Source organism: Halomonas sp. LBP4 (assembly GCF_003202205.1).
GTDB classification, from domain to species: Bacteria; Pseudomonadota; Gammaproteobacteria; order Pseudomonadales; family Halomonadaceae; genus Halomonas; species Halomonas flagellata.
Map to the genome: position 1 here is coordinate 77,148 of NZ_PDOG01000002.1, position 25,782 is coordinate 102,929.

Below are 25,782 nucleotides of genomic sequence, written 5' to 3' on the forward strand. Positions count from 1 at the left end.
GTCGCTGAAGATCGGCTCATGGCCGGGCTCGCGCCACAGCCCCTGGGCCTTGCAGTAGGCCTCGACCAGCGCCACCTGGGCGTCGTCGCGGCCGGTCAGGCGCATGTAGGTCAGCGTCTCCTCGTCCACCGGGAAGAAGCCGCAGGTGGCCCCGTACTCGGGCGCCATGTTGGCGATGGTGGCGCGGTCGGCCAGCGGCAGGTCGGCCAGGCCGTCGCCGTAGAACTCCACGAACTTGCCCACCACGCCCTTCTTGCGCAGCATCTCGGTCACCGTCAGCACCAGGTCGGTGGCGGTGATGCCCTCGCGCAGCTTGCCGGTGAGCTTGAAGCCGATCACCTCGGGGATCAGCATCGACACCGGCTGGCCGAGCATGGCCGCCTCGGCCTCGATGCCGCCCACGCCCCAGCCGAGCACGCCCAGGCCGTTGATCATGGTGGTATGGGAGTCGGTGCCCACCAGGGTGTCGGGGTAGGCGAGGGTCTTGCCGTCCTCCTCCCGGGGCCAGACGGTCTTGCCCAGGTACTCCAGGTTGACCTGGTGACAGATGCCGGTGCCCGGCGGCACCACCCGGAAGTTGTCGAAGGCCTGCTGCCCCCAGCGCAGGAACTCGTAGCGCTCGCGGTTGCGCTCCATCTCGATGGCGACGTTGTCGCGGAAGGCGGTGGCGTTGCCGAACTTGTCGACCATCACCGAGTGATCGATGACCAGGTCCACCGGGGACAGCGGGTTGATGCGATCCGGGCTCTCGCCCAGCTTCTCCACCGCGGCGCGCATGGCGGCGAGATCCACCACCCCGGGCACGCCGGTGAAGTCCTGCATCAGCACCCGGGCCGGGCGGTAGCCGATCTCGCGGTCGGAGCGGGCCTCTTGCTGCCAGTCGACCAGGGCCTGCATGTCGTCGCGGGAAACGCTCGGCTCACCGGCGAAGCGGAGCTGGTTCTCGAGCAGGATCTTCAGTGTCATCGGCAGCCGGTCGATGTCGCCGAGCGCCTCGGCGGCCTTCGGCAGGCTATGGTAATGGTAGGTGGTGCCACCTGCCTCGAGCGTCTGCAGGGTATCCGGTGTGGACTCGGTGCTCATGCTGTCCTCCTTTCGCGGGAGAGTGAACGCCCCCCCCTGGTACCTTGGAACACACATGGTCATGATAGGCGCCACTTTCAATCACTGCCCGTGGACGAGGGAGGGGCCGGTGCGCCCCGGCTTGAAAAGCGGTGGCCGGCCCCCATCAACCATTCGACGAGTGCACGGAGGAAGACCATGCACGAGGAGCAACTCGATCGTTATCCGGTGCACTGCCCCTACTGCAACACGCCCTTCGAGCTGCTGGTGGACAGGTCCGAGGGGAGCCAGGAGACCTGGGAGGACTGTCCCCGCTGCTGTGCCCCGATCCAGCTGCGCATCGAGGTGTCTGTGGACGGCGAGCTGGAGAGCGTGACCCTGGGGCGCGACGATGATGTGCTGTGACCGGGTGTCGCCCCAGGCGCAGGGCTATCGCAGATGGCGGTAACGCTCGAGGCTGTTCCGGCGACCCCCTCTTCGACCTGTCCCCGACGCCTCTCGCTTCGGGTAACGGCGATTGCCCGGGCCCCAGGCGAGCGAGGGCGGCTCCTGGCGGTTTCGGCTGCTACAATGGGCCTTCGTCGCCGTGTCCAGCCGGCATGAACCGGGACTCAGTGGGGGAGCAGAGGCTTCCTGCACGACCCATGAACGATGAGTGAGGTTATCCATGAGCGAAGCGCGTCACGAACGCCTGATCATTCTCGGCTCCGGCCCGGCCGGTTACGCCGCGGCCGTCTATGCGGCCCGTGCCAACCTCAAGCCGCTGCTGATCACCGGCATGCAGGCCGGTGGCCAGCTGACCACCACCACCGACGTGGACAACTGGCCGGGCGACGACATCGGCGTCCAGGGCCCGGAGCTGATGGAGCGCATGAAGCGACACGCCGAGCGCTTCGACACAGAGGTGCTCTTCGACCATATCCACGAGGTGGAGCTGCGCGAGCGCCCCTTCACCCTCAAGGGCGACAACGGCACCTACACCTGCGATGCCCTGATCATCGCCACCGGGGCCAGTGCCCGCTACCTGGGCCTGCCCTCCGAGCAGCAGTTCATGGGCCAGGGTGTCTCGGCCTGCGCCACCTGCGATGGTTTCTTCTACCGCAACCAGGAGGTCGTGGTGGTGGGCGGCGGCAACACCGCCGTGGAGGAGGCGCTCTATCTCTCCAACATCGCCTCCAAGGTGACCCTGGTGCACCGCCGCGACGCCCTGCGCGCCGAGAAGATCCTCCAGGACAAGCTGTTCGAGAAGGCCGAGAACGGCAACATCGAGCTGGTGTGGAACCACACCCTCGACGAGGTGCTGGGCGACAACACCGGCGTGACGGGGGTGCGGCTGAAGTCCACCACCGACGGCAGCACCCGGGAGCTGGCGGCGCCGGGGGTCTTCATCGCGATCGGCCATACCCCCAATACCGGCATCTTCGAGGGGCAACTGGAGATGGCCGGCGGCTACATCAAGGTCAAGTCAGGCCTCGAGGGCAACGCCACCGCCACCAGCGTGCCGGGCGTGTTCGCCGCCGGCGACGTCATGGACCATGTCTATCGCCAGGCCGTGACCTCCGCCGGCAGCGGCTGCATGGCGGCGCTCGACGCCGAGCGCTATCTCGACGAGTCGGCGTGACGGGATAATCACCTCTTCATCTCCTCAAGGTCGGCCAGGGCCCGCTTGAGCGCCGTCCCGAGCGCGCCTTGCCGTTCCTTGATTGCCTTGCTGCGTCCCTCGATGGCCCGAGCGGCCTGGTCCGCCCGTTCCTCCAACCGGGGGGCGTTGGAAAGCCGCTCACCTCATGACCCCCTATTCGCTCTTGGTGCCCTTGGTCCGGCCCTTGGCGGTGGTCGCCTTGGTCCGGTGGGTCTTGGGTTTCGCGGCGGCCGCCTTGGTGGCCTTGGGCTTGGCAGCCGTCTTTCTGCCGCGAGGTGCCGAGGCGGCCCTGGCCGGCGTAGGAGCCGGCACCTCGGGCCGGAGTTCGAGCGACCAGCGGTTCAGCTTGCCGACGTCGCGGGCGACGAGATCCTGCACCCAGAGTCGCCATTCCCCCTGGCAGGGCTCGCCGCGCAGTGCCTGCAGGGTCGTCAGGTCGGCAGAGTCGTAGGTGGCGCGCAGGTTGTCCCGGCTGCCGCCGAGCCGGTCGTGGAGGCGCACCGCGGTGCCCGCCGGCGAGCGCAGGGTGACCCGCAGGTCGCCGATGTAGGTGTGGGTGATGTCGAGCGCCACACGGATCGCCGCGACCCTGCCCTCCTCGGCGATGGTCAGCCCCCGCTCGATACCGGCGGGGTCCTTGTCGGGGATGCTCACGCCCGGCGCCTCTTCGGCGGTGAGGCGAGGCGTGGCGGCGATCACGCCGAGTTCCAGCGACCACTCCTCCAGGTGCCCGGTGTCCAGGGGGGCCTCGTCGCGCACCCAGAGCGTCCAGGTGCCTTCGGCCTCTTCGCCCTTCAGCTGGCGTAGCGTGGGCAGCGTCGCGATCTCCCACTGCTCGCTCAGGTTGTGGCGGCTGCCGCCGGCGCGGTCGTGGAGCACCACGGCGAGACCCGAGGGGGCGATCAGGGTGACCACCAGGTCGCCGATGTAGGAGTGGCGGATGTCCACCGCCACGCGCAGGACGTCCACCTGGCCGGTGTGGCGCACCTCCAGGGTGTCGCGGATGCCGTCGCGACGGTTGTCGGGAATCGTCAGCCCGGGGCGCGAGACGTAGCGCTCCTCCGGCACCGGGATGACCTCGCCACGCTGCTCCAGGGCCTGGGCCACGGCGCGTTCGGCATCCACCCGGCCATGGCCGAACCAGGGGCTCCAGCTGCCGTCGTCGTGGCCGGTGTCCTGGAAGGCGCCGCTGTCGAAGGGGGCGATGGGCGAGACGTCCCAGGAGGTGTCGGGGTCGAAGGAGGCCGGCGGCGTGCGCGGGTAGGGGGTGTCATCGAGGTCCTTCGCCGCCGTGCGGCGCAGCACCGAGGCGACCTCCAGGGCACCGAGCCGTGGGTTGGCCGACAGCACCAGGGCGGCGACCCCGGCCACCAGGGGCGTGGCGCTGGAGGTGCCACCGAACTCATGGGTGAGGTGACCGGTTTCGCCGCTGGTGGTGGTGATGCCCAGGCCGGCCACCGGCATGCGGAAGTAGGCATGGCTGTTGCTGGTGGGGGCGCAGAGGTCGATGCCGGTGCCGTAGTTGGAGTAGTGGCTGCGCCGGGCGGTGCTGGCCAGGGCCGCCACGTGCATCACGCCGGGGATGCCGACGAGGTTGTTGGCGAAGCGGCGGGCCGTCTGCACGCCGCCCCACTGCCAGCTGCCGCCCTCGAACACCCAGCCATGGGTATGGGGCACGTCCTGGTCGGCCTCATGGAGGATCGGGCAATTCTCGTTGCCCGCCGCCCACAGGAACAGCAGGCCGCTGCCGCGCCGTCCGCCGCCGGTGGCGAGCTGGGTGAGGCGCCGGATCACCATCGAGGCGAAGAGAAAGCGAGGCACGGCGCCCCAGGAGTTGGAGAGGATATCCACCTTGTCGGCGATGAAGCCGAGCATGGTGAGCATCTTGGAGTCGTTGATCATCAGCGAGGGCCCATCGGACTCCCACTTGATCGGCAGCAGCCGGCAGGCCGGGGCGGCTCCCACCGTCAGCCGGGTGCCGGCCTCGCCGGCGATCACCCCGGCACAGGAGGTGCCATGGTTGGCACCCTGCTGGTACATCTCCTCGGGGCGGGCGTCTATGTCATCCCTGGTTACCAGCCGGGTGCCGCTGAAGTAACCCCAGGCGGGAAACTTGCCGGGGGCGGCGAAGTCGGGGTGGTCGAGCTTGCAGCCGTCGTCGCTGACGCCGACCACCACCTCCCGGCTGCCGAAGCCATCCAGCAGTTGCCAGGCCGGTTCGCAGCGCGCATTGGCGCGCGGATCGACCTCGGGGTGCGACAGATGGTCGTGGAGATGCCACTGGCGGTCGTACTCCCTGTCGCTCGGCGGCACGAAGGCTCGCTTGGCGGCCAGGTAGTTGAGGTCGTTCTCCGCCTGCTCCACCAGCGGCTCCTCCTCGGTGAGCTTGACCACCAGCTTGACCGGGTTGATGCCGGTGTGGGTGGTGAGCTGGAAGAGGCAGTCCCGCTCCGAGTAGCGCTCGCGCAACAGCAAGCCGTAGCGGCCCGCGAATTCGGCCACCTGGGTATCGGAGAGGGGCTCCGCGAAGGTCACGAAGATGCGGTCGGTGATCAGGAAATCCTCGCCGGAATCGGCCACCTGGTAGGCGTGGTGGGTCGGGGCCAGGGTTCGTCCCCTGGCCATCAGGGGCTCGAGGTCCCGGGCCCGCGTCTTGACCCGGGAGGCGATCGAGGAGACCCGCTCGGCGTCGTCGGCGATGCCCGCGGCGCGCAGGGTCTCGGGCAGTGCCCGGCAGACGAACTGGTCGGGACGCTTCCTGAGTGTCAGCTTCTTGCCGCCTCGATAGGTGTAGGTCATGGTAGCGCTCCTCCTGTGCGGTGCATCTCTACCGCTGCTCGCCCCGGTCTGCGGAACTTGTCCAGGGCCAGCTCATCGGAACGGAATCTCCTGCTGCACGGCGCGCGTAGGGCCGTGCCCACCGCCCCTCGGGTCTCGCCGCGACTCTCTCAGTGCGCGTCCGTTTGGCGCCGTTATTCCTCCTTGGTGATCCGCAGATTTCCGTGCACCAGAGCCGACAATCACGGCTTGCCTGACAGTTGGCGGGCTTCGCGCAGAATCTCTACGGCGCGGTTATGCGGAAAGGCGCGGCCGCCAGGCGTGCTGAGCACCTGCACCAGCGCTTCCTCGTCGAGCCGTGACAGCGCCAGCGAGTCGTGGATCCCCGCCGCCATCAGGCGTTCTGCAGACACGTCCCCGACACCCGGTACATCGTTGACCGGTACCCGCACGGCCACGCCGACGCCGCCCTGGGAGCCGGCCTCGGGGGTGTTGAGTACCAGGTCGCTCTCCACACGCGGCTCCCCGGAGGCGGCCGCGCTGATTTTGAGCGGCGGAATGGCCTGCACCGATACGCCGGCCTCGACATAGGCTTTCCTCACCAACTCGCCCCGGCGCTTGGCGATCCCCACCCCTTCCTCGCCCTCCTCGGGCGCGATGGAGCGTAAATCGACCCGCGACAGCTGGTTCGCGGCGATCGCCTCGCGCAGGCGCGCGCTGTTCGCCTGCAGGACGGCGATCGACGCCTCGGAGGGGGTGGCGGTTTCCCGCTCGAACTCGATCGTGCCGAGGGGCACCAGTGTTTCCTCCGGTGGCGGCTGCGGCGGGTTGACGACATTCTCGCCTGCCAGCGCACAGAGCGGGGCGAAGACACAGCGGCAGTCCTCGCCGCATGTCACACGGCCGTCCTCGTCAAGCTCGATACGGCGCAGCGGCGCGATCCGGTGGCGGATGCCGCTGGGCGGCAGCGCCTTCGGCCACGGCATGTCGTCGGGCCCGGTTTCCTGCGGCCAGAGCACGTCGGCGACCGCGGTGCGCGAGGGTATCTGCCAGTAGTCGCCCACCTTGTAGTCGCCGCCCTGTTCGAACCAGACCTGGACGCCATTCTCGAGCTCGATCCATTTCGATTCCTGCACCGGGATCGCGTCCGACGGCTGGTCCCAGCGGCGCAGCAGAGGGTGGGTCGTGGCGGCCTCGTCGAACACGGGTATCGAGAACCCCTCGGGCACCGCCAGCGTCACCGTCGCGGTCACCCTGTCCACCGCGTCGACTTGGAGCAGCGGCCGTGGCATCGCCCGAAGTTCCGAGAAGTCGTCGACGATCTCGACCCAGTCGTCCTCCTTCAGCCCGCGGGCCCTGTCCGGCCCGAGACTGTCGAGCTTGACTTGCGCGCCCTGCAGGCTGCGGATGCCGAAGACGACCGAACCGTTGTCCCGCGACCATTTGAACGTCGCCTGTGACTTGGCGCCACCGGCGGCACCCGGGGTGTGGATTTCGACCCGGTACAGCTGGTTCTCGGCTCCCCGGTATCTCGCCGTCGGCGGTACCAGGCAGGGATCGTCCGACGGCACCTCGACCCTGGCACGGGCGCGCAGGCAGCGCGGCTGGCGGAGTTCGGTGCCGACCAGCGTATCGAGCAGCGCGTCGCAGCCCAGGTCCCCGTCCTCGTCATCCTCCTTGCCTAGCAGCGCGGCCTTGACCTGACAGACGACTTTCGCCCGCGTCGCGGTATCGGGCCCGCCGAGCGCCAACTCCCGAATGTGGTCGGCCTGCAGGTAATTGAGGTGCCGCTCCCAGACGTCGAGGTAGACGAGATAGCGCATGCCGGGTTGCAACTCCGCCGGGTCGTCCTCGCCTTTCAGGAACGGAAAGTCGGGTTGGGTCGTGTAGCGCACCGGCGCGGGATCGGTCTCCGGCGGGCAGCGCACCTCGGGCATGAGTTCGCAGGCGACGCCGTCGACGTAATAGCGCCCCCGGCCGATCTCCAGGTCACAGAGGAGGTCGTCGGGGCAGGTGACCAGGAAGCCATCGCCGGGTCCGCCGTGCGGCCCGATCAGGTCGGCCGCCAGCGACCGGGTCTGCTCGAGGAGGATTGCCACCTGCTCGTTCCAGTCGGCGTCCAGCAGCACCCGGCCCTGCTGCATCAGTACCCTGGCGTAATGGTGGTGGCGGCGATAGGTGTCGCGGCTCAGGTCGGCTTTCACGGATCTACCCTCCTAGCTGGCAAAGAGGAGTCCGGCGGACATGCCGGCCGGGACGTGGTCCGCAAGTCGCGCCGAAAGCGCCGCAGCGCGTTGCGGTTGGTAAAGGTCGTGGAACGCGCCCATCTCGGAGGCGTCGCTGGCTCCCTCGCGTATGGCGGGGGCGGTACAGAGGTCGAGCTGGCAGTAGCCCGGGCGACCGTAGCGGCGGTCGACGAAGACCGGGCGCACGGCCGAGCGTGCGGCGGCGCGCAGGCGATCACGGTAGGCCGCGCCGTCGTCGAAGAAGGTATACGCCGAGATAAAGGCCCCGATGCGCGGCGGCTCGGCCCCCGCGACCACGGTCAGCCGCGCGGTCAGCAGCGCACAACCGCCGGGTGGCAGCTGCGCGATCTCCCAGACCGGCGGATCGATGTCGCCGATGAGCGCGCCGCGACTGACGGTGACGTCCGGGTCGGGTTCGAAGGGGCTCTGGGTGTCGTCGCCGGGCCTGCGCGGCGTCATGATGGTGACCTCGATCCCTGTCGTGGTCCGCGGCCCCAGATTGTCGACCGCCAGCGTCAGTGTGATCGTCTCGCCGATGGCCGGTGCCGGATTGCTGGTGTCGAAACGCAGTCGCAGGTTGGCCGCCTCGGGACTCGCCTCCTCTGCTGCGCTCGCATCGCCCCCGACGAGGATCGGCGCCAAGACCGGCCCGCCGCTCTCAACCACAGGCAGCGCGTCGAGCGCTTCGCGCACCGCCAGGTCCGGCAGGCAGCGGTAGCGGCGCGGCGTGCGCGAGCCGGCTGGCACGTAGCAGAACCGCATGCAGCCGATCTGGCGCCGCGCCACGCGGACAGGGCCAGTAAAGATGCTGTCCTCGGCCAGTTCGATCGCATGCGTCTGAAGTTGGCCGATCACGGTGCACCGCAGGACCCTGAGTACGGCGTGCGCCAGCGGCCAGGACGGTGCGCCCACCGCCTCGCGGGTATCGGAGGTGGCATCGAGAATGCTGTCGGCGAGGGTGATCGCCGCCGGGTCGGCGTCGACCTCGTCCATGCTCACCTGGATCGAGCCGAGGATCGATCGCTCGATCGTCACTTCCCTGGGACCGTCCACAAGCTCCAGACTCGGTTCGGCCGGCCGATCCGGCGAGCAGTCGGGGCCGAGGCTCCAGCCCGGCACCAGCGTCACATGACTGAGCCGGAGCTCCTCCATCGGCCCGCGACATTGCAAGCCACGGCCGGCGACCAGGAGCCCGTCGAGCGCGAAGCGGCAGCCCGCCTCGCCGCGCACCATCATGGCGTCGCCGCGGGAAGCCCGATAGTCGAGCAGCCGAAGCACCGCGCGTGTCCCGTCGCGGGCGCGCAGCTGCAGGCTCTGGTTTTCGCGCAGCGTGATGTTCAGCGGCTCGGTATAGACGCCGCCGTCGGCGATCTCGATGACCGCGTCGTCGGGGTCGTCCGCGCGCCAGCGGTCGAGTGCCGCGCCGATTGCGGTGAGCTCCGCGCCCGCCCCTACGCGGTAGGTGACGGCACCCACAGGCTGGCGCGGCGTGCGCGGATAGGTTCCGCCGCCGGTGTCGTCGCTGAAGCCTTGGTGGTAGCGTACCTGTACATCGCCGCCGGGCGACTGCCGCACGTGGAAGGCGATCCGGCCGAGTTCCGGGTCGACGGCGACATGGTCGCGGGCGGGTTGGTAGCGCCAGCCGCTCAGATCGGCCACGATGAGGTTCTCCGGCGGGATCAGCCCGGCTTCGCCGCGTGCCGGCCAGTCCTCCGCCCAGATGGCAAGGCTTTTGTCGGCGCCATAATAGGTCGCAAGATCCTGCGCCAGCACCCGGCGCAGGATCGGCGCAGGGACATTTGGCGGCTCGGCAATTGCTTCGGGCCCCGGCTCCGATACGGGGAGGGTGAACAGGGGCATGTCATTCCCGAGCACGCTGAACGTGTAGGCGCCAGGGCCCATGTCCTCCCGCGCATAGGCCGGCTCGCGGGCGACGGCATAGGGCTTCAGTCGCCAGGCGTAGACGCCGACATGGGGGATGTTGTGCGTTCCCGGGGTCTGCGTTGAGGTGATCCGGCGGACGTCGACGGTCCGCGTCACCGGGTCGAACGGCCCGCCCAGCAGCGCCAGCGCCAATCCGTCGTGAAGATCCGCCGTGCGCCCGCGCGTCACCCGGTGGTGATTGACGGGCTGCATCCAGGCCAGCAGGCGGTAAAACTCGACCGCCCGCGCCGGCCAGTCCGCGGTGTCCTTCGCGATCAGCTCCAGCAGCGGCAGTGTCCCCTTGCGCCGCCGGTCGCGGATGGTGTTCGCCACCGCGCGGCGCGGGGTAAGAATGGAGGACAGCAGCGCGGTGCGCACGCCGTCCTCGGCCACCTGCGGCGGCGCCTCGTAGCCGATCAGCGCGCCGATATAGGGCACCACCCAGTCGTCGCAGGTCTCGATGAACCAGTCGGCATATTGCCGCGCGAGGTCGTCCTCCAACACCTCCACCTGCTCGGCGATGACCTGCAGGAGGGCGCGAAGCGGTTCGCCGTGCTCGACGTCGCGCTGACGATGGACGACGGGGAGAAGGTCGTAGAGTCGGTCGGGATTCCGCGTCATGACGTCACCTCGGTGAGGATCAGCGTGTCCGCAAGCGCGGGGTTCAGATAGACGATCTGCGCCGGGCGCAGTTTCCCGTTCTCGCGCCGTGCCGGCGCCGCGGGCAGATGGGTGCCGGCGAGCGCCGTGACGGGCCGCGCCGCGAACCCGGCCAGCCGCGCGGCCAGCGTCTCGGGTGTTTCCGCGTCCGCTTCATGCACCGCCTCGAAGAGGTCGACATCGACATAGTCGACGCCGGCGGCGGCCTGCATCACGGCGACCACCTCGCTCAGTTGCAGAGGCTGGCCCAGTTGCCGTGCCTCGAAACCGAAGGCCGCGAGGAGCGCTCGGCGGAGCGGTGGCTCCACCTTGTCCCAGAGATGGTCGGGGTGGACCCGGACCTTCGCGCTCAGGAACACGAACGCGGCCTCGCGCGGGGCCATCACGATCGGCACCGAGGGGTCGCCGAAACGGGTCAGCGACCTCATCAAATTGCGCCAGAGCGCCGACTGCGGATCGATCGGTGCGTCCGCGGCCCCGGCGAGGGTCAGGTGGACCACCTCGCGCCGGCCGTCGGGGAGCCGCGCCGCCTGCGCCTTGCCGATCCCGGCGTAGAGCGTGGCGAAATCGGTGTAGTCCTCCACTGACACCAGGCGGTCGAGAGCCCGCGTGGCAAGCGGCACCCGCAGCCGCGCCTGGTCCCGCGTCTCGGGGTCCGCGCCACCGCTCGAAGCGCGGGGATTCGTGACTTCCTTGACGCCCAGGGGTTTCGGCCCGAGCGTGCTGATCTGTCCGGCGCCCACATTGCCCGGCGCACCGATGCCTGCGCGGTAGGTCGCGGTCACGTTCCCTGTCCCGCTCGGCAAGCGCGCGCCGCGTACGCCGTCGCCGAAGGTGACCGATGTCGTGCCCTCGTTGTCGGTTGAACTCTTGTAGTCGCGGTCGAGAGGGCCGAGCGCCAGGAGGCTTTCGGCCTCGCGCCAGCGTATGTCGTTGACCCGCACGGCGAGCGTGCTCTCCGTGCCCGCGGGCGTCGGCGCGGAAACATGGGTCAGCGGGCCACGTGACAGCGCAAAGGTTTGCAGCCGTGCGGCGCTGTCGCCGCTGCCAATGGTTTCCCGCACCGTCTCGCCGTGGGTGGCGAGAGCCACATTGGCGTTCACCGTCGCGGTGTCGCGCTTGTAGGTATAGGCCAGTGGCTCGGCGAAGGTCAGGCGGGTGTGCAGGGTATCGCCGGGCAGGTCGATCAGGTTGCCGTCAGGATCGACGATCTGCGCCGGACGGTGCTCGACGCCCGCGAGCATCGCCAGTTCGGTCGCTTCGACGCCCTCGACCGGCGTTCCGTCGGTGGCCAGCACGTCCGTCCGTTCGCCGCTCACCGCCACCCAGCGCCCGGCCTCGAGTCCCTCGTAAAGCCCGCCGAGCTCCACCTCGACGCCTTTCAGGTCCTCGGTCAGCGGCTCCTCGGCCAGTTCCAGCGGCTCGTTCCGGGCGTGGATCCTGACCGGGCGTATGTCGGCGAGCGTCGCCTCCGCTCCGCTCAGCCAGGGCGCGTCCAGCAGCGCCAGCGTCACCGTCTGCGACAGACCGTAGTCGGCGCGCACGGCACTCCGCACGTCGAGTACGTTGTAGACATGGCACCCCTGCATCGGTCCGTCGATCACCAGCCGGCTGCCCGGTACGATACCCGGATACTCGGCATCGAAGGACAGGATGCGTGGCGCCTCGGGTGTGCCGGCGAAGCGGCTCTCGCTGCGCGCCACCGTCAGCACGGTGGCCGCAGCGGCGATCTGCACCGTCACCTGGCTGCCGTTTCCGCCAGTGAACTGCGCCGGTTTCGGTGTGGGCGAGATCACCCCGCCCGGCGCATCGACGCTGAAGTCGAGCTCCACGACCAGGTCTGTCGCCGTCACCGCGGCCGCCGCAGCGACGGTGGAATCCGGGACGCTGGCCTGGCGACGGCCAAAGGCGAACGACCGGAGTTCCTCGCCCCCATCTCCCGCCTGGCGCCAGTTCACCCTGACTGACCGCAGCCGCCCCCTCCCGTCGTCATCGACGTCGTAGAGCGCCTCTACCTTCAAATTGACGCCGTCGACGCTTTTGTTCCAACTGAAGGTGCCGGAGCCCGATGTGACCTCGTCTAACTGATCGAGGCCCAGGACGACCTCCCGCGCCGCCGTCATCGGATCCCAGACCCGAATGGTCAGCGCCACGGGCGCCGCCGCGCCGGCGCCGAGGTCCACCTCCTGCTCGAAGGCCCGGTCCAGGGTCGCGCCTCCGTCTAGCGTCGCGCGTGCCTCGACCGAAAGGCTGCTGCGCACCTCGGCCAGCAGCCATTCGCGCCGGGACACATCGCCGTTCTCGCCGTAGACGAACTCGAGCGGCGCCGTTGCACCGAAGGGCCCGGCCGCGACCCTGAACGCCTCTATCCCGTAGCGGTCCTCGGGACGACTGCCGGTCACCGGAGCGTTGGCGTAGGCGGTGAAGAGGGGGCCGCGCAGCGTCGGCGCAAACTCGGCCAGGAGCTGCGGTCCGAGATCCGCCGCGGTGGAGTAGGTGCGCGCCGGATCGCGGCCAAGCTGGAATCTCGAGGGCGGCTGATCCGATGGTGGTCGGCGCAAAGCCTCCACCACATCGCCCAGCTGTGCCAAAAGTGACAGCTCCACTTTCTCCTTCGACTCGGTGACCGCGGTGGTGTGGAGGGCACGTTTTTCGGCGAAGGATATGCGCGTGAGGTCCGCCTCGCGATCGGGCTCGACGCTGCGCAGGACATAGGGCAGCGGCGCTCCCGGGCCCACGACCAGGATCATCTGGCCCGCCTCCAGCCCGGTCTCGGTTCCGGCGAGAAAGGCGGGCACGGTGCCGGTGAAGCCGGGCGACGGGGGGAACAACACAAAGGGCCGTGACAACCGTAAGGGCAGGGCGTTCCAGGCCGACCGGGCCTCCAGCATCTCGAAGGTCTCGAAGGGCTCCGCGTTCTCGCCGGGCGCGGGTAGGCTCCGCGCCAGCGTGCCTGCCGGGATCGTGACTTCGTAGCCATTCTCCAGCGTGAAGGCGAGGTAGACGCTGGCCGCCACGCCGGGCCGGAGCCGATAACCGACCAGCCGGCCGAGTTCCAGGATCGAACGCCGCTCCGTCGCCGTCGCCAGGTAGCCTTCGTTGGCGATCCGTTCCTGGTAGAAGGTCAGCACGTCCGCGACCACAGCCCAGGCATCGAGCAGGGCGATCGTCGGGTCGGACGGGGCCCGCGTGGTCAGGCGTTTCAAAGGCCGCATGCCGTTCGGCAATTCGTGGCGGGTCAGCCGGGCGATCATCGTGGCCAGGAAATCCGCATGGGTGCCGACACGCGCGGCGATCTCGCTGAGTCCCGGGCGGTTGTAGATCACGCGGGGCGTGACCGGCTCTACGCCCTCGCAACAGCCGCAGGTCGGATCGGTGCTCATCGTCCCCCCCTCATGGCGAAGGTGATGCGCCCGTTCTCGGGCGCGTTCGGATCGCTGTCGGCGCGCGCGATCTCGAGCGGGCCGATCGCCAGAACGCCGGCGGCGAGTTCACCGTTCGGCCCCTCGTGGAGGCGCTCGAGCCGGGCGAGCTGTACGCTCTCGACCCCGTCGATCGCCTGGGCCGCCGCCAGGAGACGGCTGAGCGCGATGTCGTCGCCGAAGCTCTGCGCGTCCGGATGGAAGTAGCCGAGGCCGCCGTCCGGCAGACAGCCGCTACCGAACCGGGCACGGAGCGCCGCCTCGACGTGTGCACGCAGATGGGTGGGTGCGACGCAGACGGTCATCGCGATGTCCAACGGCACCTGCACCGCCGGCCGCACGGCGAGGTCGTGGCCGATCCGGCGGAAGCGGCTGAGCTCGGTGTGGATCTCGGCCAACAGGTCGTCGTCCGCGACCGCTGCGCCGAAGGCATCGATTGCCACCCGCACCTCGTGCCAGCTGCCGTTCCAGCGCAGCTCGGCGGCAGCGCGCTGGACCCTCGGGTGTCGCGCCGCGATCTCGGCGTAGTCCTCCGGGATGACGGCCCGCGCCAGTTCCTCGGCGAAAGCGTAGGGTGCGAAGAGCCTGGCCTCCGCCACCGGCTCGGGGGCGGTGCCGCCCTCCGCCGGCAGCGGGTTGCGCGGCGCCAGCACGAGCCCGTTGATCGGCGTCGCATGGACGGCGATGGTCAGCGTGTCGGCGCCGACATTGCCGTCGGGGCCGTTACCGATGCGCCTGCGCACATGGATCTGGCTGAACGCGTCGGGTGCCCGCCCCAGGCGGCCGTCACCAAAGCGCAACCTGGCGCGGCGCCGGTCGTCGATTTCGGCGACGACATGCGTGTCATAGCGACCGCTGGCCAGCAGGTCGCGCACCAGGGTCCAGTCCCGCGGCTCGCCCCCCGCCGGCAGCTTCGCCGCGTCGCCATCCGCTACACAGGCGGCGTGCGGCGCGCTCCTCACCGCGAGGCACGGGATCGCCCGGTGGGGATCCTGCCGGAGCGACAGCGAAGCGGGCGCACCGGGATCCAGGGGCGTGGTGAAGGTCAGCGGCCCCTCGATGGGCGCGTGCTCGAAGCGCCCGACACGGAGCGCGACGTCCGCCGCCCGGCCCTCGGCCACGCAGACCGGATCCTCCTCGGCGCGCGGTACACAGCCAAGATTGTCCTCCGCCTGCCATCGGCCGTGGTCGACCAGCACGACGTTGCCGCGTACCACGCTGACGTCTTCGAGCAGCGCGCATTCGGGTGCCGGGCCAATGGTCGAGACACAGAACGGCATCGGCAGCGCGTCCTCCTCGCACCAGGTGACCTCGAGGAGCGGCTGTCCGGTCAGCGGATCGACCGACGGCGTGACCCCGGTCAGGCGGACCGCGTGCCGGTGCGCCGGGTTCGCGTCGGGGTGGAAATAGGTATCCACCTGCCGCGCCGCCTCCGCGTCGGCCGCGCTGGCGGTCTTCGGCCCCAACACCTCCTCCAGGATCAGCACGTCGCCGGGCTCCAGGTGCAGGGTGCGCGTACCCTCACTCGCTGGCGGCGTGTCCGGGGACCTTTCGAGCTCGGCTTTCTGTGCCTGATCAGGCGCCGGTTCTTCCGGTGCCGGCGGCGTGCCATCCACCAGCGTCGCCGCGGTCGCGCCCTTTGGCAGGCAGCACTGCCGGTCGCCCCAGGTGTAGAGACGGATCTTGTTGTGCGCCACGCGCAGTGCGATCGGCGCGTCGGCATCGGCGACCAGTGGTGCGAACACCTCGTAGCGGTTCTCCGGCACCGCCTCGAACGGCGCCCAGTCGGGCACACCCGCAGCGGGGGCGGGCGCCTCCTGGAAACTGGTGACGAAGGAGAGGTCCCGCGCCTTCAGCGTGCGATCCTGGGACGTTCCGACCGCTACCCAGGCCCGGGCGTTGCACCCTTCGTGCAGGTGATAGTCGACGAGCCGCGCGTGCCGGCGCACCGAGATCCGTTGCCGCGCCGTGCCCAAGTAGGCCTCGGTCGCCACGGCGTCCTGGTGGTAGCTCAGGTAGTCGCCCACGTAGGCCAGCAGTTCCACCAGCGTGATGCCGATGTCCGGCACGTGTCGCTCGGTCCACTCGGGCATCACGGCCGCCAGCCGGTCGAGGATCAGCCGGCGGAAACTGGCGTAATCCTTCGCCAGATAGTCGATCTCGGGCGCCGGCGTCACCTCCTCGGGGCAGCGCGGCTCCGACTGGCAGTCGAGATCGCTCGGGCACGCCGCCTTGAAGCTGAACTCGAGGCAGCGGTAGCGCGGGTCGAAAGGTGCATCCTCGGGCAGGTTCACGAGGCAGAGACAGTAGGTGGAGAAATCGCCGGGGCGGTCAACCGTGACGACGATGCAATTGTCGCGCTCGGGATCGGTCTGCGGGCAGAGTTGGACGTCGATGACCGCGATGTCGCGTTCCCGCACCCCGCCGCAGATCTCGATATTCCCGGTGCCGATCCCCTCCGGCGCGGGGCCGAGAAAGTACACCGTCAACTTGCGCTGGTCGTCGCTGACCTCGAGATAGTCGAGCCCGTTGACCTGCGCCGCCCGCACCATCCGGCGCCGGGCGTCGTCGCGGCAGTTCAGTTCGGCGTCGGTACCGCAGTTGCAACTCATGACAGGCTCCGCTCGAAGCTTTCGGTCCGCGTTTCGCCCGAGCGCTTGACCAGGTAACGCACGTCGACCCGCAGCACCGCTTCCTCGGTCGAGGCGACGAGCACCTGCACGGTGATCAGGTCACCCAGGTACTGCTGCAATCCCGCCTGGGCGGTACGCTGCAGGCTCGACCCCAGGGCGTCGCTGTTGGGCTCAAACACCACGTCCAGCAGGCCGCCGCCGAAATCAGGGCGATTCACCCGCTCTCCCGCGCGGGTAAAGAGAAATTGCTCGATCATGTCGCGGATATGATCGTACTCAGTGGTGAGCGCCGTGCGCCCCCGCTCGTCGAAGTCGAAGGGGTAGTCGATCCGGATCATGTCGCCTTCACCCGTGTTTGTGTGGCCACCACGGTAACCCCGGTACCCGTCGGTGCGCAGACCGCCTGCGCCCCCTGGATCAGCACCGGCTGGCCGCTGGCCTTGACGCGGAGCGCCCCGGTCGTCCAGGAAGCGCTGACGCAGGGACCGTTGCCGTTCGGCGGGGGCGGTAACGCGCAACCCGCGATCGTGTAGGGCACCGGCTGCACGGTGATCTTCTGCCCACTGACCGAGACCCGCGGGTTGGGCGCCGTGGGTGTCGCCTGCCCGCCATGCAGGCAGAGCACCGTTGCCCCCTCGTGCACCACGAAGCCCGGCATCAGGTCACCTCCAGCGCAGAGCCGTTGATTGCGGTCTTCGGCCCCTGCAGGGTTACCGTGGCACCCTGGCCGGTGGAGATCTCGATGCCCTGCGCGTTCATCTCGATCTTCAGCCCGCTCTGTGTCTCGACCGTCACGCTGGCGGGGCCCGGGCCGTCCATGATGGTGACGGTGGCCGTGTCGGTCTTCAGCACCTTCATCTCGGCGATTTGCGGACTCGCCGGCACGTCGCCGGCGCTGTCCCAGAAACAGCCCATCCAGACGGGGTACTCCGGGTCGCCGCGTTCGAACATGATCCACAGCCGTGCGCCGACGGGGGGGATCAAGAAGAAGCCGACGCCCGGTCCCGCATAGGGCACACAGGGCAGCGCCCAGGTGAGCGTGTTGTCCCCGAAGACGCTCGGTACCTTGATTTGCACGCGTCCCCTGCGCTCGGGATCGACGTTATTCGCAACCTCGCCGCGGTAAAGGCCGTCGTGCCGTACGCTGTTCGTCATGGCATCACCAGCGGAGTCGTCGTCCCGACCCCTTCCCGAGAGAGTGAGAACTTCTGCTTGTAGAGGCCTTTTTTCACATCGATCGTGTGCGTCACCGACTTGACGTAGAAGCGACCGTCGAAGCTGTCGCCGGCGCCCCGTACGTCTACCAGGCTGCGCGGTTTCAGGATGCGCCCGTAGCGTAGCGCGTCGAGCGTGCCCTCGGCCGTCACCACGTTGTCGAAGGACTTGTCGACCTCGCCCTGTGCGCGCACTCGTTTCGCCGCGTCGGTCTCACCGTCGGGGCCATCGCCGAGGAAGTCGGACTGCCGCGTGTCAGGGACCCGGGCGGCAAGTGGCGGTTGGCGGCTATAGCTGTCCACCGTCTCGCTGCTGCCGTCGGACTTGGTGTAGGTCAGCGCCTTGGGTGACAGTTCGTTGTAGCTGAAGCTCATCGTCTCGACGTTGCTGCCGGGCCCCATGTTCACCGACAGTGCCGGCTGCGGCAGCTCCAGCCGCGGCGGCGGCCCCCAGTAGGCGAAGTTCGCCAGTGGCGTGGGCCCGGGCTCGACGTAGAATACGAAGCCGTGCTTGGCGGCAAGCTTGGTGATGAAATCCCGATCGGTTTCTTTCGAGGTCTGGCTGCGGGTCTGTTCGGTCACCGGCCTGACCAGCGGATCGGAGGGAACCATGATCTGCGGTACGATCCCGTAGTCGATCATGTAGGGAATCAGAATCAGCCCAACGATCAGATTGTCCCCGAGTTGCGGATAGGGGCGTTGCACCTTCTCCAGGTCCATCATCACGCTGACGTCCTCGCCGGTCACCGTGAGCTTGGATGCGCCGGGCTCGTCGCTCGGGGCCAACTGATGCTTGGTAATAATCCCGTCCATGATCGGCTGCGGCGTCACGCCGAAGAGTACGGATAACACCACCCGATTGAACGGCTGCAGCTTGGTTTCCGCGAGCAGCGCAAAGTCTTTGCGGTCAGCAAGGCCGCGCCCCACCTGAAACACCATCTGAAATCCCGAGCGGTCGCTGTCCTTCGCCGTCACCTCGACGCTCTGCAGCGCTTCGCTCACCTTGAGTGGCGCGGGGGTGGGCAGGGTCTCGCCCAGCATCAACTGCAGATGAAGACCGAACAGGTTTATCACGACGGGGCCTCCGGCAGGAGTGCGACGATCAGCCGGCGCCCGACCTCCTCGACCAGCGCCTCGGCGCGCATCGCGTTGTTGACGTCGGCGAGTTGCCAGAAGAGCTCCGGGTCACCCAGATAGCGGGCGGCGAGGTGGTCCAGCCGCTCCCCCTCGGTGACGATGTGCTCGCGGATCACCGTGCCGCCGCCCGCCGGCGGCAAGAAACGCCTTGCGACATAGCGGATATCGCGCCCGTCCGGCCCCGTCGTGGTGAGGGTCTCGAGGGTTGCATAACGGCTGCCAGGGTCGAACATCGTCTCACCTCACTCGAACAGTTCGTCCAGATTGTCCACGTTGCCGATGCTGCCGATGGTGGCGAACACCTCCTTGGCGATCTGGTGAAGCAGGAAGATCCAGTAGCCCGGGTGGGTGAGCGACAGGTCGTTGTAGCTCAGCACGCGCAGGGCCAACGTTGCCTTGGCCTCGATCGGGTTCAGGTTCGAATCGAACTTCTGTTCCTCGATCGTGAACTCCTTGATCTGTACCGGCAGGATTCGCTGTGGCCCCCAGACGAAGAGCGTGAGCGGCCCGCTGGGCGGGATCACCTCGATGGTGCCGGTGGCCAGCAACACCGTGTTGGTGATCACCAGCGCGCTCTTCGGGTACACCAGCATTTCCAGCGCCGAGAGCTGCGGGTACAGTCCCAGCGACTCGGTAATCCCGTCACCGATGTCGAGATCGTCCGCGGCGTCGAACTTGAGATCGAACTTGATCGTCTCCTCCGGCGGCCCCTTCAACCGCTCGGTCTCGAAGATCGACCCCGCCGTTCCGGACGTCTGCGGCCCCAGTGTCCGGGTGAGCTTTTCCGGATTGAACTGGAACACCGTCACCGAGGCGACGGGGTTGAACGGGTCGAGGCCTATCAGGGCGCCTTTACGCATAAACTACCCTCGGTTTGGCAGCGCGGCATCGCTGCCGGCCGCGATACCCCTCGGGTTCTCGACGACCTCGATCCGCAATGTATTCGAATGGAGCGCACCGACTCGCCACTCGAAGTCGTGGCGGCCCGGCGCGGGAAAACTGTAGACGGTGACATCGAAGTTGTAGTCGATTGCTGGACTGGACAGTGTGGCACCATTGTAGAGACCGGGCCGGAAGGGATCTGTGTCCGCGGGAGGCGGCGCTGTGAACAGCGTTCCGTCGAGGTATTCGCCGTATACTGCCTTGGGGCCCATGATGTGGACGTCGTGACCGGGCTCGACCACCTCGAGTACGTGAATGATGTGGATGTCTTCGTTCGGGGCAAACGTCGTGCGTGGCGACAGGATAGTCAGGCGTTTGCCGCCGTGGACTGCGCCCTTTTCCGCGATCAGCGGATAGCGTCTCGCGGCCTCCTGGACGTCCTCTGGCGCAGCGTGTAGGCGATCGCCGACCCGCATGTACAGGCGCGGCGGCCGGCTCTGCCGTTGCGGATTCCGATCTCCGGGTCCTGGCTGATTGTTGGCTGCGTTCATCGCTTGCGGGTCCTTTGCCGGGCACACTGGCGTCGCGCGCTCATGGTATGGTCTGGGTTCGGATGACGGAGCCGGCACCCGCGTTCGAGGTGAACCCCCCGGCCGTGACCGAGGCCCCGTTCTTCGCTGTCGTCACGATAGACGTGGCCGGCAGGCCGAGGATGATGTGCGTGATCTGGTATCCGCCGTTGGTCAGCGGGATATCCGTCGCACCTGTCCGGTCGTCATTGAAAATCGAGACCTGGTTCAACACAGCAGTGCCCGTCGCGGTGGTCGCCGCCGACGACGAGTGCTCGTCGGTGGTGAAGCTGTCACCGGGCAGGAACCCAGAGACCGTGATGCCCACACCGGCGAGTGACCCGGAGGTCAAAGCGGGATCGACAATCTCGGAGATTTCCGTCTCGTCGAGGTCGGCGACGACACCGCTGTCGGACTCCCACCGGTCGTTCACGACAAACCCGCGCCGAGGCCCGGTGACCAGGCTTCGGAAGCTGATTGACCAGTTCTGCGGGATGGAGCTGACCGAGAAGCTGTTGCTCGTTGCCAGACGCGTCCCGCCCTGCTCAGCGACCAGGCTGAGGTTACCGCCATTGCCCACGTCGGTCTGCGTGGTGCCGCGCAGGCGCAAAGCCGTACTTGAGGTCACACTTGCCGTGGCCGCACCGTCGATCGTCAAATCGCCATTGCCGCCGCCAGAGCCGTCGACCGAGATCGTGATCGGGGCCATCGGTGGCGTGAAGCCAACAACACCAACGCCGACGATCGTATCGACCCGTGGCGGAATCCGATCCGGCATTCCGGCGGGCGAGGTGTCTGCGTCCACATTAGTAAACGCAACCGAAAGCGGCATCGGGGGAGGTGTTACCGGCGTCGGTGCGAGCGGTGCCTCGACCGTCGTACTGCGCCGCTCGTCGACCGGGCCTGCCGTTGGCCCGTGCCGTTGCGTGGTTATACGGGCAGAGGCGACGCCATTCGTCTCCAGCAGGGACTTCGTCTTGAGCGCGCGAGCGCAGGAAAGGTGCTTATTATAGGTCGGATCGCCATCGGTGCTTGCGTACCCGTGGATCGTGACCGGTCCGGACGTAGCGATTCTCCCGGTGAAAGTGACAAGGCTCGCCTCCTCTCCGGGCGCGAATGTGTCGCAGTCAAAGTTGAACTTGACCAGCTTTTGGCCGGCGACAAAGGTCGGTGCCTGCGGATCACAGCCGGCGGGCGTGCCGATCTGAGCAGGTCCGCAGTCGCGCTGGAGCCGCCCGCTGGGACTGGCGAACACGTCGGAAACCGGTTCGGATCCGGCCATGATGGCGTCGGCGACGCGCTCGGCTTGCTGCTCGTCCGCACCCTGGGGGCCACTGATCAGCGGTTTCGCTTGCACCGAGGGCCCCTGGCGTTGTTGCAGCGTGTGGGTCAACTCGTGGGCGATCAGCCGGCGTCCCTCGGCGGAGCCCGGAGCATAGGTGCCCGCACCGAAGACGATGTCGTTGCCGATGGTGTAGGCCCGCGCACCGACAAAAGCCGCGGAGGCCGCCGCCTTCTCCCCAGTGTGGACGCGCACATGGCTGAAATCGTGCCCGAAGCGGGGTTCCATGAAACTCCGCACAGAACCGTCGAGCGAGCGCCCCGGAGAGCGGAGCACATCGCCCACCGCGTTGGGAAGACCGGCCGTTTCGACCGTGGATCGATTCGGGCGCGCAGCGGCAGCCTCGGTCGCGCAACTGTGGCAGCTGCCGCCGCCAGTGTGTTGACCGCAGTCGCAGGCCCGCTGCAATAGTCCCGAGGGGGCCGCGACCGGCGTTGCCACATGGTCGCGCGCGGCGGTGCCCCGTGCTTCGAGTCTCTCTACGTTGCGTTGTATCCTCATCGGCCTAACTCCCCGTAGATACGGCGGGCGATCTCGACGCCCGGAGCGTCGCTGGCCCCGTAATTCTCCCCCCGTGGGGGCGCGCGGCCACTGTCCCCGACCTTCGGAACGCCGCTGGCTCTTATCTGCGCTGTGAGTTCTGCGACGATCGAAGTGCGCAGCGCCTCGACGGTGACGCCCTCGGGTAGCGCATCCACCTCGATCGTCCCGATCTCCACCTCGACCCTCATGTGTTTGCCTCCTTCAGTCGCTCCGGCTCGCGCCAGCGGAAGTCAGCCTCGTGGATAGGGCGCTCGAGCTTCTCGTACTCGGCCCGCGCCGCGGCGAGAACGCGGGGCATGGTCACCGGCCCGCCTTCCTCCGCCGCCATAAAGGTGGCGTTGAGCGCCACCGTTGCGATATTGCCGCCCGACAGGTTCAGTTTCGCCAGGCGGTCGTAGTCGAGGCCTTCCCGTGGCACGCCCTGCGGCCAGGCACGCATCCAGATCGTGCGACGCTGCGCAGGCCCGGGATAGGGGAAGTTGATCACGAAGCGCAGGCGGCGCAGGAAGGCGGTGTCGAGTGCGCCGCGCATGTTGGTCGAGAGGATCGCCAGGCCGCGGAAGCTCTCGACCCGCTGCAACAGGTAGCTGGTCTCGATGTTGGCATAGCGGTCGTGGCTGTCGCGCACCTCGGAGCGTTTGCCGAACAGCGCGTCGGCCTCGTCGAAGAACAGGATCGCACCGCCGCCCTCGGCCGCGTCGAAGAGCTGGCGCAGGTTTTTCTCTGTTTCGCCGATGTATTTCGAGACCACCGCCGAGAGATCGATCCGGTAGAGCCGGAGATCGAGCGCATTGGCGATCACTTCGGCCGCCATGGTCTTGCCGGTACCGCTGTCGCCGGCAAACAGCGCGCTGATGCCGAGCCCGCGGTTCATTCGGGCCCGGAAACCCCACTCGTCGTAGACCTGCGCGCGGCGTGCCACCTGTGCGGCGAGCTGGCGCAGCAGCGTCTCCTCGGTCTCCGGCAGCACGATGTCGTTCCAGGTCGCGACGGGACGGATGCGTTCGGCAAGGCGGTCGAGGCGAAGCGCGCTCGTTTCGATGCAGGCCTGCCAGAGGGCTCCGCCGGTCGCGCCGCCGTTGCCCACGACGCGGGCGATGCGGCGGATCGCCGGTGCGTTGAGGTCGAACTGGCCGGAGAGTTGCGCGACGGTCTCGCGCGGCGCGCTGCTCAGTGCAGCAGACCATACATTGACTTGCTCCACCGCTGTCGGCCTGGCGACATGCACGGCCTGGACCATCGGGCCGAGATCACCTCGTCCCTCGCGCGTACCGATCAGGAAAACCCCGCCCGAGCGTGCCAGGAAGCGCGCGAGCGTTGGCTCGGGCGCTTCGTCGCCAGTGCCCATTTCCCGCGCATCGAGGTAGAGCGCGATGGGCATCAGGAGGCTTTCGCGGTGCCAGAGCCGCGCCAGTGTCTCGAGTTCCGTGGCCTGGCGCGGAAGCATCGTCGCCGGCAGCTTGTAGAGCGTCAGGTTGAGTGCGCGCGCGGCCTGCTCGGCGACCATCTCCTGGCTGATCGGGTCGGTGCCGACCAACTGGACGAGCGGCGTCGTGCCCTCCGCCGTCTGGCTCAGGTGCCGCGCCACCTGCGCGGCCGCGGCCTCCTGCGAGGGCGGCAGGTTGCCGTCGAAGTCCGCCTCGAACGGCACGAGGAACGGCGACAGACGGTCGTCGAGATAGGAGAGGCCCTTCAGGAAGTTCACCACCCGCTCGTCAGCCCGCAGCGCGCTCCCGGTCAACGGCTGGTTGCCCGGCTGGTTGATCTCGAGAAGCCGCCAGTAGCGCAGAGGCCGGATCGGCGACATCACGTCCCAGGCGGGCTCATCGAAGAGCGCGAGGGCCAGCGCGAAGGTCGGGTACACCCGTGTGGCGTCGCCCTGCGCCACGGCGCAGAGACCGGCGACGCGGGTGTCGAGCTCCACCGCGGCGCACAGCAGCAGCACCTCGCGTTCGAACGGTGTCAGGCCGAAGCGGTCGCCGAGGAGGTGGAGCGCCGGGGGCGGGTCGGTCGCCTGCTCGGCCTCCTCGCGCTTGCGAAGGGCGGCGTTTAGCTCGGCCTTGCTGGGGGACTGCACCGGCGGGGACACCTTGGTGTCGCCGCCGCCGAGTAAGGCGGTCCAGCGGTTGCCGCCGCGGGGCGCTTCGGCGGGACGCGTATGTTCGGCCGCCAGCGCCGTGAGGCACAGTCGCAGATGTGCCACCGAGGCTGACAGCCAGTCGTCGTTCGCCTGTTGCCAGTCCTTGGCGGCGGGCTCGACCGTGGCGGGGTCGGTGGCAGAAGTGTGCTCGGGCAAGGTCATGGTGTGATCGTCAGGGTCTGGGCCGGGTCGAAAGCCGGCGGAACAGTGGTGAAATCGACCGGCAGGCTGTCGATGCCGTCGATGCGCAGCCGCGCCACGTGATCCCCCTCGGCGAGTCCGTCGACGGTGACCGAGACGGTACTCGGCGCGTCCGGATCCGCCGGGGTGGTCACGCCGCCCGCATCGGGTACCAGCTCCCGGTCGCCGATCAGGACGCTCACGCGCTGGTCGGCCAGGACTTGTGGCGTTGCGGTCAGCGTCAGGGCGAAGGGTTGGGCGGCCACGGGCTGGGCGGCGGGCGCCAGCGCGCTGACCCGGGGCGCCAGTGCAAAGGTCAGGCGGTTGGTGGTCCAGGGCGGTGCATCGGGCCTCGCGACGACCAGTTCCACGGTGTAGAAACCCGCGGGCCAGTCGCGCGCGACGGCCGGGTCCGTCACGGGCGGCAGGGAGAATCGCACGGTGGTGGTGTCCCTCTCGTCCCGCAGCGGCGGCGTGTGGGTCGTCTCGCTGCGGTCATGGGTCAGGCGCACACTCATGTCGGCGCCGCCGAGGTTCGCGCCTGTCAGCACCACGGTATCGCCCAACTCGGCCGCAGGTTTCGCTGCGGATGGCGGCGCCGCGAGTGTCGCGTCGAAAAACTCGGCGACGCTACTCAGGCTGGGCGCCGGCCCGGCCACCACCGCCGGGCCGGTGTCTGTGGAGCCGCGCCGCAGGACCGGCAGCGCCGCGCGCGTGGCGCGCGCGCTCTCGATCAGCAGCACGCCGACCCTGTAGCCCGCCGAGAGCCGGTATTCAGACTGGAAACCCGACCAGATGCCGCTCAGTTCCTCGACCGTGAAGGGCAGGGCGGTGACGCGTACCCGCTCAACCTGGGAGTCGAGTTCGGCCTGGCTGATCGCGGCCTGGATTGCCGCCCGGCTCAGCACCGGGTTGTCGTGCAGGATTCGCATCGCGGTGCCGAGCAGGACCTGGCCGATCAGCTCGTTGTCGTTCTCGGCGTAAGCCGTCACCAGGTAGTGGAGGTTCAGCGGCAGCAGCGGCGGCTGCGCCTCGCCCGGTCGGCCGCGCCGCGGCAGGTCGGTGTTGCGCCAGGCCGGGTCGTACTGGGTGTGGTACAGGTAGAGATTGACCCGGTTTCGGCTGTTGTCGGGGCGCGCCTGATCCGGCGGCAGGGTGGTGACGTCGATCTGGTTCATCGGCCGCGCATCGGTCGGCAGGGTGCTGTAGTCGGCCGTCGCCACCTCGTTGAGAAGGCTCCGGAGGGTCAGCGTGATGGCGGCGATCGACAGGGCATTGCTCATCGCTCAGCCCCCCTCGAGCGGCGGTCGAGGTAGTCGTCCAGGCTCATCAGCACCGGTTCCGGTCGTGGCGTGCGCGCAGGTGCATCCTTGGCCGGTGCGGCGCCGGTGCGGACCTCTATCCGGCCG

19 protein-coding genes are annotated in these 25,782 nt (G+C 68.6%); 2 read left to right on the plus strand and 17 right to left on the minus strand.

All coding sequences use genetic code 11. From position 1 onward, the window contains the following. On the minus strand, nt 1-1,083 hold a 1,083-nt coding region (locus CR157_RS22990; RefSeq protein WP_258364098.1), incomplete at its 3' end, for an aconitase family protein. 177 nt (nt 1,084-1,260) lie between these two features. On the opposite strand from CR157_RS22990, the gene CR157_RS07440 reads away from it, so the two are divergent. Together CR157_RS07440 and trxB are read left to right on the plus strand one after the other, a co-directional pair. Beyond that, nucleotides 1,261-1,467 carry a CPXCG motif-containing cysteine-rich protein gene (locus tag CR157_RS07440; protein ID WP_110282932.1) on the plus strand — a complete coding sequence of 69 codons (207 nt, stop codon included), beginning with the start codon at nt 1,261-1,263 and terminating at the stop codon, nt 1,465-1,467. Between the two features lie 262 nt (nt 1,468-1,729). After that, entirely contained in the window at nt 1,730-2,683 is a 954-nt protein-coding gene (trxB, locus tag CR157_RS07445; protein ID WP_110282933.1) for a thioredoxin-disulfide reductase, read from the plus strand. A gap of 174 nt (nt 2,684-2,857) precedes the next feature. Here trxB and CR157_RS07450 read toward each other — a convergent pair whose 3' ends face one another. From CR157_RS07450 to CR157_RS07525, 16 genes are all read right to left on the minus strand, one after another. Further along, nucleotides 2,858-5,503, minus strand: a complete 2,646-nt coding sequence (locus CR157_RS07450) for a proprotein convertase P-domain-containing protein (RefSeq protein WP_110282934.1) — start codon at nt 5,501-5,503, stop codon at nt 2,858-2,860. Between the two features lie 221 nt (nt 5,504-5,724). After that, a complete protein-coding gene (locus CR157_RS07455) occupies nt 5,725-7,686 on the minus strand; it encodes a DUF6519 domain-containing protein (RefSeq protein ID WP_110282935.1) in 1,962 nt (653 codons plus the stop codon). A gap of 12 nt (nt 7,687-7,698) precedes the next feature. Then, complete coding sequence (locus CR157_RS07460; RefSeq protein ID WP_110282936.1) at nt 7,699-10,272, minus strand: DUF11 domain-containing protein; 2,574 nt, start codon at nt 10,270-10,272, stop codon at nt 7,699-7,701. Then, entirely contained in the window at nt 10,269-13,694 is a 3,426-nt protein-coding gene (locus CR157_RS07465) for a putative baseplate assembly protein (protein WP_110282937.1), read from the minus strand. The genes CR157_RS07460 and CR157_RS07465 overlap by 4 nt, the downstream gene beginning before the upstream one ends. Beyond that, nucleotides 13,691-16,345: a putative baseplate assembly protein gene (locus CR157_RS07470; RefSeq protein ID WP_110282938.1), complete on the minus strand. Its 2,655-nt coding sequence runs from the start codon at nt 16,343-16,345 to the stop codon at nt 13,691-13,693. The genes CR157_RS07465 and CR157_RS07470 overlap by 4 nt, the downstream gene beginning before the upstream one ends. Next, nucleotides 16,342-16,704, minus strand: a complete 363-nt coding sequence (locus CR157_RS07475) for a GPW/gp25 family protein (protein ID WP_219999901.1) — start codon at nt 16,702-16,704, stop codon at nt 16,342-16,344. Before CR157_RS07475 ends, CR157_RS07470 begins: the two co-directional genes overlap by 4 nt. After that, the gene (locus CR157_RS07480) at nt 16,701-17,024 is read right to left on the minus strand and encodes a hypothetical protein (RefSeq protein WP_110282939.1); all 324 of its coding nucleotides are present in this window, start codon (nt 17,022-17,024) and stop codon (nt 16,701-16,703) included. The genes CR157_RS07475 and CR157_RS07480 overlap by 4 nt, the downstream gene beginning before the upstream one ends. Next, complete coding sequence (locus CR157_RS07485; protein ID WP_110282940.1) at nt 17,024-17,521, minus strand: phage baseplate assembly protein V; 498 nt, start codon at nt 17,519-17,521, stop codon at nt 17,024-17,026. The genes CR157_RS07480 and CR157_RS07485 overlap by 1 nt, the downstream gene beginning before the upstream one ends. After that, complete coding sequence (locus CR157_RS07490; RefSeq protein ID WP_110282941.1) at nt 17,518-18,654, minus strand: hypothetical protein; 1,137 nt, start codon at nt 18,652-18,654, stop codon at nt 17,518-17,520. The genes CR157_RS07485 and CR157_RS07490 overlap by 4 nt, the downstream gene beginning before the upstream one ends. Then, a complete protein-coding gene (locus CR157_RS07495) occupies nt 18,651-18,950 on the minus strand; it encodes a LysM domain-containing protein (RefSeq protein WP_110282942.1) in 300 nt (99 codons plus the stop codon). The genes CR157_RS07490 and CR157_RS07495 overlap by 4 nt, the downstream gene beginning before the upstream one ends. 9 nt (nt 18,951-18,959) lie before the next feature. Continuing rightward, a complete protein-coding gene (locus CR157_RS07500; RefSeq protein ID WP_110282943.1) occupies nt 18,960-19,577 on the minus strand; it encodes a hypothetical protein in 618 nt (205 codons plus the stop codon). A 3-nt stretch (nt 19,578-19,580) separates the two neighbouring features. Further along, entirely contained in the window at nt 19,581-20,150 is a 570-nt protein-coding gene (locus CR157_RS07505) for a hypothetical protein (protein ID WP_110282944.1), read from the minus strand. A gap of 40 nt (nt 20,151-20,190) precedes the next feature. Beyond that, a complete protein-coding gene (locus CR157_RS07510) occupies nt 20,191-22,011 on the minus strand; it encodes an eCIS core domain-containing protein (RefSeq protein ID WP_110282945.1) in 1,821 nt (606 codons plus the stop codon). Further along, nucleotides 22,008-22,241: a hypothetical protein gene (locus CR157_RS07515; RefSeq protein WP_110282946.1), complete on the minus strand. Its 234-nt coding sequence runs from the start codon at nt 22,239-22,241 to the stop codon at nt 22,008-22,010. The genes CR157_RS07510 and CR157_RS07515 overlap by 4 nt, the downstream gene beginning before the upstream one ends. Continuing rightward, nucleotides 22,238-24,355, minus strand: coding sequence for an ATP-binding protein (locus tag CR157_RS07520; RefSeq protein ID WP_110282947.1), 2,118 nt, complete (start codon nt 24,353-24,355; stop codon nt 22,238-22,240). Before CR157_RS07520 ends, CR157_RS07515 begins: the two co-directional genes overlap by 4 nt. Next, a complete protein-coding gene (locus tag CR157_RS07525; protein WP_110282948.1) occupies nt 24,352-25,656 on the minus strand; it encodes a DUF4255 domain-containing protein in 1,305 nt (434 codons plus the stop codon). Before CR157_RS07525 ends, CR157_RS07520 begins: the two co-directional genes overlap by 4 nt. Between the last annotated feature and the right edge of the window lie 126 nt (nt 25,657-25,782).

What these genes read in the sequence shown, in the direction of transcription:
- CR157_RS07440 (WP_110282932.1), top strand. Translation starts at nt 1,261, where the DNA reads ATGCACGAGGAGCAACTCGATCGTTATCCGGTGCACTGCCCCTACTGC.
- trxB (WP_110282933.1), top strand. Translation starts at nt 1,730, where the DNA reads ATGAGCGAAGCGCGTCACGAACGCCTGATCATTCTCGGCTCCGGCCCG.
- CR157_RS07450 (WP_110282934.1), bottom strand. Translation starts at nt 5,503, where the DNA reads ATGACCTACACCTATCGAGGCGGCAAGAAGCTGACACTCAGGAAGCGT.
- CR157_RS07460 (WP_110282936.1), bottom strand. Translation starts at nt 10,272, where the DNA reads ATGACGCGGAATCCCGACCGACTCTACGACCTTCTCCCCGTCGTCCAT.
- CR157_RS07465 (WP_110282937.1), bottom strand. Translation starts at nt 13,694, where the DNA reads ATGAGCACCGATCCGACCTGCGGCTGTTGCGAGGGCGTAGAGCCGGTC.
- CR157_RS07470 (WP_110282938.1), bottom strand. Translation starts at nt 16,345, where the DNA reads ATGAGTTGCAACTGCGGTACCGACGCCGAACTGAACTGCCGCGACGAC.
- CR157_RS07475 (WP_219999901.1), bottom strand. Translation starts at nt 16,704, where the DNA reads ATGATCCGGATCGACTACCCCTTCGACTTCGACGAGCGGGGGCGCACG.
- CR157_RS07480 (WP_110282939.1), bottom strand. Translation starts at nt 17,024, where the DNA reads ATGCCGGGCTTCGTGGTGCACGAGGGGGCAACGGTGCTCTGCCTGCAT.
- CR157_RS07485 (WP_110282940.1), bottom strand. Translation starts at nt 17,521, where the DNA reads ATGACGAACAGCGTACGGCACGACGGCCTTTACCGCGGCGAGGTTGCG.
- CR157_RS07495 (WP_110282942.1), bottom strand. Translation starts at nt 18,950, where the DNA reads ATGTTCGACCCTGGCAGCCGTTATGCAACCCTCGAGACCCTCACCACG.
- CR157_RS07500 (WP_110282943.1), bottom strand. Translation starts at nt 19,577, where the DNA reads ATGCGTAAAGGCGCCCTGATAGGCCTCGACCCGTTCAACCCCGTCGCC.
- CR157_RS07505 (WP_110282944.1), bottom strand. Translation starts at nt 20,150, where the DNA reads ATGAACGCAGCCAACAATCAGCCAGGACCCGGAGATCGGAATCCGCAA.
- CR157_RS07510 (WP_110282945.1), bottom strand. Translation starts at nt 22,011, where the DNA reads ATGAGGATACAACGCAACGTAGAGAGACTCGAAGCACGGGGCACCGCC.
- CR157_RS07515 (WP_110282946.1), bottom strand. Translation starts at nt 22,241, where the DNA reads ATGAGGGTCGAGGTGGAGATCGGGACGATCGAGGTGGATGCGCTACCC.
- CR157_RS07520 (WP_110282947.1), bottom strand. Translation starts at nt 24,355, where the DNA reads ATGACCTTGCCCGAGCACACTTCTGCCACCGACCCCGCCACGGTCGAG.
- CR157_RS07525 (WP_110282948.1), bottom strand. Translation starts at nt 25,656, where the DNA reads ATGAGCAATGCCCTGTCGATCGCCGCCATCACGCTGACCCTCCGGAGC.